General features: G+C 71.3%; 10 protein-coding genes. 7 read left to right on the forward strand and 3 right to left on the reverse strand.

Annotated elements, in window-relative coordinates:
- The first annotated feature begins 10 nt into the window (after positions 1-10).
- Positions 11-1,528: a tRNA (N6-isopentenyl adenosine(37)-C2)-methylthiotransferase MiaB gene (miaB, locus tag BCF74_RS00310; RefSeq protein ID WP_106295971.1), complete on the forward strand. Its 1,518-nt coding sequence runs from the start codon at positions 11-13 to the stop codon at positions 1,526-1,528.
- Positions 1,529-1,699: 171 nt separating this feature from the next.
- On the opposite strand, the gene BCF74_RS00315 is transcribed toward miaB, so the two are convergent.
- Positions 1,700-1,936: an antitoxin gene (locus tag BCF74_RS00315; RefSeq protein WP_106295972.1), complete on the reverse strand. Its 237-nt coding sequence runs from the start codon at positions 1,934-1,936 to the stop codon at positions 1,700-1,702.
- 120 nt (positions 1,937-2,056) lie between these two features.
- Between BCF74_RS00315 and def the strand changes: the two genes are divergently transcribed.
- The 4 genes from def (at position 2,057) to ggt (ending at position 6,463) form a co-directional block, all read left to right on the forward strand.
- Entirely contained in the window at positions 2,057-2,743 is a 687-nt protein-coding gene (def, locus tag BCF74_RS00320; protein ID WP_106295973.1) for a peptide deformylase, read from the forward strand.
- Positions 2,733-3,662 carry a tRNA (adenosine(37)-N6)-dimethylallyltransferase MiaA gene (miaA, locus tag BCF74_RS00325; protein WP_245889129.1) on the forward strand — a complete coding sequence of 310 codons (930 nt, stop codon included), beginning with the start codon at positions 2,733-2,735 and terminating at the stop codon, positions 3,660-3,662. Before def ends, miaA begins: the two co-directional genes overlap by 11 nt.
- A complete protein-coding gene (gene dapF / locus BCF74_RS00330; protein ID WP_106295975.1) occupies positions 3,655-4,533 on the forward strand; it encodes a diaminopimelate epimerase in 879 nt (292 codons plus the stop codon). The genes miaA and dapF overlap by 8 nt, the downstream gene beginning before the upstream one ends.
- A gap of 76 nt (positions 4,534-4,609) precedes the next feature.
- Entirely contained in the window at positions 4,610-6,463 is a 1,854-nt protein-coding gene (ggt, locus tag BCF74_RS00335) for a gamma-glutamyltransferase (RefSeq protein ID WP_106295976.1), read from the forward strand.
- A 74-nt stretch (positions 6,464-6,537) separates the two neighbouring features.
- On the opposite strand, the gene BCF74_RS00340 is transcribed toward ggt, so the two are convergent.
- Entirely contained in the window at positions 6,538-7,173 is a 636-nt protein-coding gene (locus tag BCF74_RS00340) for a class I SAM-dependent methyltransferase (RefSeq protein WP_106295977.1), read from the reverse strand.
- 20 nt (positions 7,174-7,193) lie between these two features.
- On the opposite strand from BCF74_RS00340, the gene hflX reads away from it, so the two are divergent.
- A complete protein-coding gene (gene hflX, locus BCF74_RS00345) occupies positions 7,194-8,675 on the forward strand; it encodes a GTPase HflX (protein ID WP_106295978.1) in 1,482 nt (493 codons plus the stop codon).
- 39 nt (positions 8,676-8,714) lie between these two features.
- On the forward strand, positions 8,715-9,776 hold the full coding sequence (locus BCF74_RS00350) for a GNAT family N-acetyltransferase (RefSeq protein WP_106295979.1): 1,062 nt from the start codon (positions 8,715-8,717) through the stop codon (positions 9,774-9,776).
- A gap of 3 nt (positions 9,777-9,779) precedes the next feature.
- On the opposite strand, the gene BCF74_RS00355 is transcribed toward BCF74_RS00350, so the two are convergent.
- Positions 9,780-10,841, reverse strand: coding sequence for a glycosyltransferase (locus tag BCF74_RS00355; RefSeq protein WP_106295980.1), 1,062 nt, complete (start codon positions 10,839-10,841; stop codon positions 9,780-9,782).
- Positions 10,842-10,850: the final 9 nt, after the last annotated feature.

The following is a 10,850-nucleotide window of genomic DNA, read 5'->3' on the forward strand; positions in this document are numbered from 1 at the left end:
TGACAGTGCGATGAGTGAGACCAAGACCTACGACGTGCGCACGCACGGATGCCAGATGAACGTCCACGACTCCGAGCGCCTCGCCGGGCTGCTCGAGACGGCGGGCTACGTCGACCTCGCCAGCCTGCCCGCGGACGCCCGGCCCGAGGCCGCGGACGTCGTCGTCTTCAACACGTGCGCGGTGCGCGAGAACGCCGACAACAAGCTCTACGGCAACCTCGGTCAGCTGCGGCCGGTGAAGTCGCGCAACCCCGACATGCAGATCGCCGTGGGTGGCTGCATGGCGCAGAAGGACCGCTCGACGATCGTGCAGAAGGCGCCGTGGGTCGATGTCGTCTTCGGCACCCACAACATCGGCAGCCTGCCCGCCCTGCTTGACCGGGCCCGGCACAACAAGCGCGCCGAGGTCGAGATCCTCGAGAGCCTCGAGACCTTCCCGTCGACGCTGCCGACCCGTCGTGACTCCGCGTATGCCGCGTGGGTCTCGATCTCGGTCGGCTGCAACAACACGTGCACGTTCTGCATCGTGCCGAGCCTGCGCGGCAAGGAGACCGACCGACGGCCCGGCGACATCCTCGCGGAGATCGAGGCGCTCGTCGCGCAGGGCGTCGTCGAGGTGACCCTGCTCGGGCAGAACGTCAACACGTACGGCGTCGAGTTCGGCGACCGGCAGGCCTTCGGCAAGCTGCTCCGCGCGTGCGGCGAGATCGAGGGCCTAGAACGGGTGCGGTTCACCAGCCCGCACCCGGCGGCGTTCACCGACGACGTCATCACCGCCATGGCGGAGACGCCGAACGTCATGCCCAGCCTGCACATGCCGCTGCAGTCCGGCTCCGACCGCGTTCTCAAGGCGATGCGACGGTCCTACCGCAGCGAGAAGTTCCTCGGCATCCTCGAGCGCGTCCGCGAGCAGATCCCCGACGCGGCGATCACGACCGACATCATCGTCGGGTTCCCCGGCGAGACCGAGGAGGACTTTGCCGAGACGCTGCGGGTCGTCGAGCAGTCGCGGTTCTCGAGCGCGTTCACGTTCCAGTACTCCATCCGTCCCGGTACGCCCGCCGCGACGATGGACGAGCAGGTGCCGAAAGCCGTTGTGCAGGAACGGTTCGACCGACTCGTCGCCCTCCAGGACGAGCTGTCCTGGGCCGAGAACCGCGCCATCGAGGGGCGCACCGTCGAGGTGCTCGTCGCGCCGTTCGAGGGTCGCAAGGACACCGAGACCGCGCGGATGAGTGGCCGCGCCCGCGACAACCGCCTCGTGCACTTCTCCATCCCCGAGGGTGGCGAGCGGCCGCGCCCGGGCGACATGGTGAGCGTCGACGTCACCTACGGTGCGCCGCACCACCTCGTCGCCGACGGTGCCCTCCACGGCGGGACGTATGCCGTGCGCCGCACCTCCGGTGGTGACGCGTGGGCCGCCCTCCAGGACGCGGCCGTCCCGGGCAAGCCCGCGGTCTCGCTCGGGATGCCGTCGATCGGCAAGCCGGCCGCCGCGCCGGTGAGCGCGCCCGCCTGCGGCGCCTGACCGGCATACGAGCGCCTGTCACCCCTTTCCCGCCGTCCCCGGAAAAGGGGCCCCGAACAAGGGAACAGTTCCCCTGCGTAGGCCCCCTTTCCCTTGCTCAGCTCGCGACGGCACGCGAAAGGGCCCCGACCACAGTGGTCGGGGCCCTTCGTCGTGCTGGGGCGGCTGGCGTCAGGCCTGCTCGCCCTCGGCGCCCTGGGTGCCGTCGGCTGCGGCGCCCTCGGCACCGGCCTCACCGTCGTTGCCGATGCGGCCGTCGACGAAGTCGCGGCCCTGCTGGACCTGGTCGGCGCCGAGGCCCTTGGACTCGGCGAACTCGCCCGCCTTGTCGAGGCCCTGGTCGGAGAACTGCTCGACCTTGTCGGAGTTCTCGGCGGCGAGGTCCTTGGCCTTGTCGAACATGCTCATGGTTCGTTCCTCACTTCTTGGGAATCGGACAGCCCCCACTGTGCCTCATGACGTCGGGTCGTTCCACCGCGAGCTTTCTGTGAGTTCGATGAGAGGAGAGGGGTTTGCGACAATGGGCTCATGACGATCCGCCCAGTCACCATCACCGGCGAGCCGGTCCTGCACCGTCGCGCCGAACCCGTCGAGGTCATCGACGACGGCATCCGCGAGCTCGTGGCCGACATGTTCGAGACGATGGACGCCGCGCGAGGCGTCGGGCTCGCCGCGCCGCAGGTCGGGGTGGGCCTACGGATCTTCACCTGGCAGATGGACAACAACGACGGCATCCCGCCGCGTGGCGTCGTCATCAACCCCTACGTCTCCGCGAGCAAGCCGCCGGTCGGGGACCCGAGCCCTTCGGACGAGTCCGAGGGCTGCCTGTCGGTGCCGGGTGAGTCGTTCCCGCTGCGCCGGGGCGAGACCGCCACGCTCACCGGGCTCGACCTCGACGGCAACGAGATCTCGTACACCGCCACCGGCTGGTTCGCGAGGATGTTCCAGCACGAGTACGACCACCTCAACGGCTTCCTCTACGTCGACCGCCTCCAGGGCAAGTGGGCCCGCAAGGCCAAGAAGGCGATCAAGGGGCACGAGTGGGGCGTGCCCGGCCTGACCTGGATGCCCGGCGTCGACCGTGACCCGTTCGGGCACGACGACGTCGATGACGACGAGTACGACGAGGACGTCATCGCCGAGGGCGGGCACGCAGACACGGCCGAGTCCGGCGCGTCCGGCACCCAGGCCGCCGAGGACGAGCTTGCCCGCTGACGGCCCGCTCGTCCTCGCGGTCGTCGGACCGACGGCCAGCGGCAAGTCCGACTTGGCCCTGCGGCTCGCCGAGACCTTCGGTGGTGAGGTCGTCGGCGCCGACGCCATGCAGCTCTACCGCGGCATGGACATCGGGACGGCCAAGCTGCCAATCAGTGAGCGACGCGGCATACCGCACCACCAGCTCGACGTCCTCGACGTCACCGACGAGGCGAGCGTCGCGGCCTACCAGCGCGAGGCGCGGCGCGACATCGCGGACGTGCGCGGGCGCGGGCTGCACCCGGTCGTCGCGGGCGGCTCGGGCCTCTACGTGCGGGCTGCCCTCGACCATCTCGAGATCCCGCCGACCGACCCGGCTGTGCGCGCGCGCCTCGAGGGGGAGGCCGAGTCGCATGGCGTCGCGGAGCTGTATGCCGTGCTGCGCGACCGCGATCCGGTCGCCGCTGAGGCCATCGAGCCGCGCAACACGCGCCGCATCGTGCGGGCGTTGGAGGTCATCGAGCTGACCGCGCGGCCGTTCAGTGCGTCCATGCCGGAGCGGCGGTTCCTCCTGCCGACGGTCATGGTGGGGTTGGCACCTGGGCGCAACGAGTTCGACCGGCTCATCGATGCCCGGGTCGACCGGATGTGGGAGGCAGGGCTTGTCGACGAGGTGGAAGGCCTTGTGCCGCAGGGCATCCGGGATGGTCGAACCGCGTCGCGAGCCCTCGGTTACGCCCAAGCGCTGGCCCAGCTCGACGGCACGATGACCGAGACCGAAGCGCGGGCCGAGACAGCTCAGCTGACGCGTCGCTATGCCCGCCGGCAGCTGTCGTGGTTCCGACCGGACCCGCGGATTACCTGGTTCAACCCGCTCGCCGAGGGTGCCCTGGACGAGGCGGTGGCCCACGTCCACAGGGCCGTGGCCGACAATGGCTGACATGACGACGCTGCGCTTCACCAAGGGTCACGGGACCGAGAACGACTTCGTCCTGCTGCCCGACGCCGACGCGCGACTCACCCTCGACGCCGACACGGTGCGGTGGCTGACCGACCGGCGGGCCGGCATCGGCGGTGACGGCGTCATCCGGGTCGTGCCGACGTCCGCTGCCACCGAGGACGGCGTGCGAGCCCAGGCGGGCGAGGCGGCGTGGTTCATGGACTACTACAACGCCGACGGCTCGGTCGCCGAGATGTGCGGCAACGGCACGCGCGTCTTCGCCGAGTACCTCCGGCGCGAGGGCCTCGAGACGGGCGACGAGTTCGCCATCGCCACGCGCGCGGGGCTGCGGCGCATCCGTTTCGAGGGTGACCTCGTCGCGACGAACATGGGGCCGTGGCGCCTCGTCGACGAGCAGGTCGCCACCCGCGACGGCTTCGACGCCCTCGTCCGCCTCGACGCGAATGAGGAGCCGTGGTCGGCACTCTCGATCGACGTGGGCAACCCGCACACCGTCGTCGCCCTGCCCGAGGCTGTCGACCTCGCCACCCTCGACCTCACGAGCGCCCCCGAGGTGAGCCCGGCGCCGCCACACGGCAGCAACGTCGAGTTCGTCCGGCCACTTGGCCCCGGCCACATCGCCATGCGGGTCCACGAGCGTGGAGTGGGCGAGACCCGGTCCTGCGGCACGGGCGTCGTCGCTGCGGCCCTTGCCACGAGCTGGTGGGCCGGGCAGCCCGAGCCGACCCAGGACTGGACCGTCGACGTGCCCGGCGGCCGCCTGCGGGTGCGGGGTATGCCGAACCACGAGGTCGAGCTCGCCGGCCCGGCGGCCCTCGTCGCCGACGGCACCGTCGACCTTCCTGCCTGAGACCCGCCCCGGCGAGCGGCCGGCATACGACACCGCTCCGGATGCGGTACTGGCCAGTCACTCCTAGCGTCGATGCATGAGAACTCCCACGACCCTGCTCACGCTCGTCACCTCCGCCGGCGTCGTCGCGGCGCTCACGGTCCCCGCCACGGCGGCGCCACCCCCGGACAGTCCCTCGGCCAAGGCCCCCACCCGCACCGGCCCGCCACCGGTCGGTCACGAGCTGCCCAAGGTCCCCGTCATGACCGGCGGCGGGGGAGCGGTCGCCTCCGTCGACCCGGTGGCCTCCCAGGTCGGCATCGACATCCTCGAGCGAGGCGGCAACGCCGCTGATGCCGCCGTCGCGACGGCCGCTGCCGTCGCCGCGGTCGAGCCCTACTCGTCGGGCATCGGCGGTGGCGGCTTCTTCGTGCACTACAGCGCCAAGACTGGCAAGGTCGAGACGATCGACGGCCGCGAGACCGCCCCGGCGACGTTCACGGAGAACGTCTTCCAGAACCCCGACGGCTCGGCGATGGACTTCATGACGGTCGTGAACTCCGGCCTGTCCGTCGGCGTCCCCGGCACGCCCGCCACGTGGGAGCGGGCCCTCGAGCGCTACGGCACGATGAGCCTCAACCAGGCCCTCAAGCCCGCCGAGAAGATCGCCCGCAACGGCTTCGTCGTCGACCAGACCTTCTACCAGGACACGCTCGACAACCAGGAGCGGTTCTCGATGTTCCCGGCCACCGCCGAGATCTACCTGCCCGGCGGGGCGCCCGTCCCGGTCGGCAAGGTCCAGCGCAACCCCGACCTCGCCAAGGCATACCGCGAGCTGCGCACCCACGGCGCCGCGTCCCTCTACACCGGACGGATGGGTGAGGCGCTCGTCGACGAGGTCCGCAACCCCACGACCGCGCCGGGGGTCACGGTCCCCAAGGGGCAGCTCACCGAAGCCGACCTCGCGGCATACGAGGCTCCCTTCAAGGCGCCAACACGCAGTGAGCACAAGGGTTTTGACGTCTACGGCATGGACACGCCGAGCAGCGGTGGCATCGCGGTCTCGGAGATCCTCAACCTGCTCGAGTCGTTCGAGAAGCGCACCGGCAGGAGCGTCAAGGACCTCAGCGAGGCGGAGTACCTGCACTGGTTCAGCGAGGCGTCGGCGATGGCCTTCGCCGACCGCAACCGCTACGTCGGCGACGTGCCCGGCGTGCCGACCGCGGAGCTCACCTCGCAGGCCTACGCCGACGAGCGGTCGTGCCTGTTCGACCCTGAGCGTGCTCTGAAGCGTCCGGTGCCCTTCGGCTCACCCGACGGCTCGTATGCCGGTGGGTGCACTCCCGCGGGCACGTCCGCCCTTCCTCACGAGGGCCAGTCGACGACCTCCCTCACCGTCGCGGACAAGTGGGGCGACGTCGTCACCTACACGCTGACGATCGAGCAGTACGGCGGCTCGGGCATCGTCGTCCCGGGCTGGGGCTACCTGCTCAACAACGAGCTCACCGACTTCAACTTCACGCCGACGACACCGGGTGTGCCCGACCCGAACCTGCCTGGTCCCGGCAAGCGGCCGCGCAGCTCGATGAGCCCGACGATCGTCCTCCAGGACGGCACGCCGTACCTCACGGCCGGCAGCCCGGGCGGGTCCACGATCATCACGACCGTCGCCCAGATCGTCGCCGGTGTCATCGACCGGGGCCTCCCCGTCGGCGAGGCCGTCGCGGCGCCCCGGCTCTCCTCCCGCAACGGCACCGAGGAGGCCGAGGCAGCTGTCTTCTCCGGCGCGATCGGTGACGAGCTGCGGGCCAAGGGACACGTCCTCCGCCTGCGGCCGGTGATCGGCAACGGCACGGCGATCCGCACCTTCTCGACCGACCTGTTCACCGCCGCAGCCGAGCCGACCAAGCGTCGCGGTGGCGGGTCGGCGATGGTTGTCGACCCGCAGTGACCCCTCGCCTCGTGTGCCTCACGCAGACACCTGCGTCTGCGTGAGGCACACGAGGCACACGAGGCCAGTGGCGATCAGGCGGGCTGGTCGACGCGCAGGACGCGGAAGCCCTTCGAGGACGCGAGGCGCGCACACGGCATACGCGGCCCTGACGGGTCGGACTCGATCCACTTCTGCAGGCTGTCCGAGCCGAGGTTGCGCTGCACGACGAGCCACGCCTCCCCGCCGGGGGCAAGACGCGGCAGCCAGGTGCGCAGCAGCTCGTGCAGGGCGGGCTTGCCGATGCGGATCGGCGGGTTGGACCAGATGAGGTCGTAGGCCGCGTCGTCACCGACCGCGTCCGGCGTCGCCGCGCGGACGTGGCCGAGGCCGAGGGCGGTGGCGTTGCGGTTCGTGAGGTCGACGCTGCGCTCGTTGACGTCGACGCCGAGGACGTCGGCGTGCTCGGACAGCAGGCCCATCGTCAGGGCGAGCGGCCCCCATCCGCAGCCAAGGTCGAGGAACCGGCCGGACGGCGGCGGGTCGGGCACCTCGTCGAGGAGGACGCTGGTGCCCTTGTCCAAGCCACCGGGGCTGAAGATGCCGGGGGCGACCTCGACGGTGACGTCGCGCCCGGCGAGCCGGACGGTGAGCGGTCGTCGCTCGTCGCGGGTCGCCGGCTGCGCAGTGAAGTAGTGCTCGCCGGAATCCGTTCGCCCTGAGCCGGTCATAGTGAGACCCTAGAGGGAACATGACTGAGCGACACCACATCCTTTCCGACAACGCCGCCGCCCTCTCCGACGATGCCTACGACAGCGACGGCTTCCTGATCGAGGAGGACGGCGACGACACCTCCCGTCCCCGCCTCTACGACGGCGACCAGCTCGAGCGCGAGGAGCGTGCGGCCCTGCGCCGCGTCGCTGGCCTCTCGACCGAGCTCGAGGACGTCACCGAGGTCGAGTACCGCCAGCTCCGGCTCGAGCGCGTCGTCCTCGCCAGCGTCTGGTCCGAGGGCACCCTCGAGGACGCCGAGAACTCGCTGCGCGAGCTCGCCGCCCTCGCCGAGACCGCCGGTGCGCTCGTCCTCGAGGGCGTCGTCCAGCGACGCCAGAAGCCCGACACCGCAACGTATCTCGGCAAGGGCAAGGCCGAGGAGCTGCGCGACATCGTCATCGCCGAAGGCGCCGATACCGTCATCTGCGACACCGAGCTCGCGCCCTCGCAGCGGCGTGCGCTCGAGGACGTCGTCAAGGTCAAGGTCATCGACCGCACCGCGCTGATCCTCGACATCTTCGCCCAGCACGCGAAGAGCCGGGAGGGCAAGGCCCAGGTCGAGCTCGCCCAGCTGCAGTACCTCCTGCCGCGCCTGCGCGGCTGGGGTGAGTCGATGTCCCGGCAGGCCGGTGGCCAGGCGGCCGGCGGCCAGGGCATGGGCTCGCGCGGCCCCGGTGAGACCAAGATCGAGCTCGACCGGCGCCGCATCAACTCGCGCATCGCCAAGCTGCGCCGCGACATCTCCGGCATGAAGACCCACCGCGAGACCAAGCGCGGCTCGCGCCGGGCCAACGCCATCCCGAGCGTCGCCATCGCCGGCTACACCAACGCGGGCAAGTCCTCGCTGCTCAACCGGCTCACCGGCGCCGGCGTGCTCGTCCAGAACCAGCTCTTCGCGACGCTCGACCCGACGGTCCGGCGCAGCGAGACCCCCGAGGGGCGCGAGTTCACCCTCGCCGACACGGTCGGGTTCGTCCGCCAGCTGCCGCACCAGCTCGTCGAGGCGTTCCGGTCCACGCTCGAGGAGGTCGCCGACTCCGACCTGCTGCTGCACGTCGTCGACGGCTCCCACCCCGACCCCGAGGGCCAGATCTCCGCGGTGCGCGCCGTCCTCGCCGACGTCGACGCGGCCGACGTCAAGGAGGTCATCGTCGTCAACAAGGCCGACATCGCCGACCCCGAGGTGCTCGACCGGATCCGCCGTCACGAGAAGCACTCCATCGCCGTCTCGGCCCGCACGGGCGAGGGCATCGAGGAGCTGCGCCAGCTCATCGCCGAAGAGCTCCCGCAGCCGGACATCGACGTGGACGTCCTCGTGCCCTACGACCGCGGCGACCTCGTGAGCCGCCTCCACGAGGAGGGTGAGGTCCTCGCGAGCGAGCACGTCGGCAACGGGACGCGCGTCACCGCGAAGGTGAACGCCGACCTCGCCGCCGAGCTCGCGGCATACCGCGCCTGAACCTCCCTTATTGCAAGTTATTTGCAATAAGATCACCGTATGCCGTCCGCGCGCGTTGTCGAGACCCCTCGCCTGACCCTTCGGCCGCCGACCGCGGCGGACCGCGACGCGTGGGTCTCGCTGCATCGTGACCCACGGACCTACTCGCATGCCCCGCACGCGATGGCGCAGACTGACGACGCGGCGGTCGAGTTCTTCGACGCGGCTCGAAAGCACTGGGACGAGCGCGGATTCGGCTTCTGGGTGGCCCTCGATCGCGAGTCGGGCGAGCTCGTCGGAGTGGGTGGGGTCAAGGACATCGACGGAGCCTTCCTCAACCTCTACTACCGGCTCGCCTTCGACCGGCTCGGCCAGGGACTCGGCACGGAGATCGCCCGGGCGGCGGCCGCTCATGCCCTCGAGTTCCTGCCCGAGCTGCCGGTGCGCGCCCTCGTCAAGGAGGTCAACGTCCCCTCGGTGCGCACGGCGCTCCGAGCGGGGTTCCAAGCGGTCGGGGCCAAGGTCCTGCGCGACGACCTGCCCGACGAGGCCCCATCGATCGTGTTCGAGGCGCCGCGGGTCGAAGCGGCCACCGCCTTCGACGCGGCCACGCGCGAGCAGGTGCTCGACCTCTGGGTGCGCACCAACGACGCCGGGGGAGCGGTCGGTTTCACCCCGGGTGCGCCGCGCGGGGACGTCGACGCTGCCCTGGCCCGGCACGAGGAAGCGATGGCCGAAGGGGCATCGACGGCCGTGCTGCTGCGGTCGGCCGTCGACGGCCGTGTCATCGGCATGGCCCTCGTGACGCCGGCGCCGACACCGCTCATGCCTCACGTCGCCACGGTCTGGCGGGTGATGACCGACCCGGACGCACGCGGTCGCAACCTCGGCCGGCTCCTCATGGCCGGGGTGCACCGCGTCTCGCGCAAGCTCGGCCTCGAAATCCTCACCCTCAACGTCCGCAGCGGCACCGGCACGACTCGGTTCTACGAGGCGTGCGGCTACGAGGTGACCGGCCGGGTGCTCGGTGCCATCCGGGTCGCCCCGGGCGACGACCGCGACGACATCTGGATGGCTCGTCGTCTCGACGGTCGGGTGCTCACACCCGATGTCCGCGACTGAGGGTCATGCGGACAGGGACGGCTCGCGCTCGCTGACCGCTCGGCGCCTCGCCGTCGCGTAGAGGTCCGCGGCGGCGGCGCGCTGGGCGTCCACGCTCATCCTCGCGACGAGCCGGCGCGCGCCGGCCAGCGCGCGCTCGCGCGCCGGACCCCGGGCGAGGACCTCGAGGACGGTGTCGGCCGCCTCGGCGGGGTCGGTCACCCGCTCCAGTGGTGTGCCCTCGAACGCCGGGATGTCGCGCACGATGATGGGCAGGTCGCAGACCGCGGCGTCGAGGACGCTGAGCGGGAACCCCTCGTAGGCGGCGGTGTGCAGGTAGGCGCTCGCGCTCGACAGCAGCGTGGCCAGGCGGCGCTGGTCGACCCAGCCGGTGATCTCGACCCCGGCCTTGGTCAGCACGTCACCGAGGCGCTCGTCGTCGGCGCTGCCGATCCAGACCATCCGCACCTCGGGAACCGTGGCCGTGACTCGTCGGGCCACCTCGGCGAAGAACTCCGGACCCTTCTGGGCGGACACGCGCCCAGCCATGGCGACCACCGGCTGGGGCGCGGCCGGGACCGGTCCGGCGAGCGTGGCGACGTTGGGGATGAGCTGACGGACCGCCTGCGGAGACAGGCGTGCCGCCAGCCGGGTCTCCTGCGGTGACAAGGCCACGACCTCGTCCGTGCGCGCACCGAGCAGGCGTTCGGCGACGGCATACGCGGCACGCAGTGGCGGCGGCAGGTCGGGGTCCGTGAGCTTGTAGCCGTGCGGCTGGTAGACCACGTGGGCAGACAGCGGAGCCACCCTCGCGTAGACCCCGGCCCAGCTGGAGTGGGCGTGCACGACGTCCGCATCGATGTCACGGGCGACCCGCGCGACCGCCCGGACACGGGCCGGCGGGGTGGCCGGGAGTGGCGTGCACGTGGCGAACCCGTCGGCGGCGGGGTCGTCGTCGCCGGTCCACAGGAGGTGGTGCTCCGCGTCGGGGCGCAGCGACACGAGCCTGCGGATGGCCCTGCTGACGCCGGTGCTGTAGCACTCGGTGACGTGCAGGACGCGGATCGGCCGGTCGGTCATCGCCATGTCGTCGTC

Origin of the sequence: Knoellia remsis (assembly GCF_003002895.1) — a bacterium.
Lineage (GTDB): Bacteria > Actinomycetota > Actinomycetes > Actinomycetales > Dermatophilaceae > Knoellia > Knoellia remsis.

Bases quoted from the DNA above. Each gene is read 5' to 3' on its own strand.
- BCF74_RS00350 (WP_106295979.1), top strand. From the start codon at position 8,715: ATGCCGTCCGCGCGCGTTGTCGAGACCCCTCGCCTGACCCTTCGGCCG.
- miaB (WP_106295971.1), top strand. From the start codon at position 11: ATGAGTGAGACCAAGACCTACGACGTGCGCACGCACGGATGCCAGATG.
- BCF74_RS00355 (WP_106295980.1), bottom strand. From the start codon at position 10,841: ATGGCGATGACCGACCGGCCGATCCGCGTCCTGCACGTCACCGAGTGC.
- ggt (WP_106295976.1), top strand. From the start codon at position 4,610: ATGAGAACTCCCACGACCCTGCTCACGCTCGTCACCTCCGCCGGCGTC.
- BCF74_RS00340 (WP_106295977.1), bottom strand. From the start codon at position 7,173: ATGACCGGCTCAGGGCGAACGGATTCCGGCGAGCACTACTTCACTGCG.
- hflX (WP_106295978.1), top strand. From the start codon at position 7,194: ATGACTGAGCGACACCACATCCTTTCCGACAACGCCGCCGCCCTCTCC.
- dapF (WP_106295975.1), top strand. From the start codon at position 3,655: ATGGCTGACATGACGACGCTGCGCTTCACCAAGGGTCACGGGACCGAG.
- BCF74_RS00315 (WP_106295972.1), bottom strand. From the start codon at position 1,936: ATGAGCATGTTCGACAAGGCCAAGGACCTCGCCGCCGAGAACTCCGAC.
- def (WP_106295973.1), top strand. From the start codon at position 2,057: ATGACGATCCGCCCAGTCACCATCACCGGCGAGCCGGTCCTGCACCGT.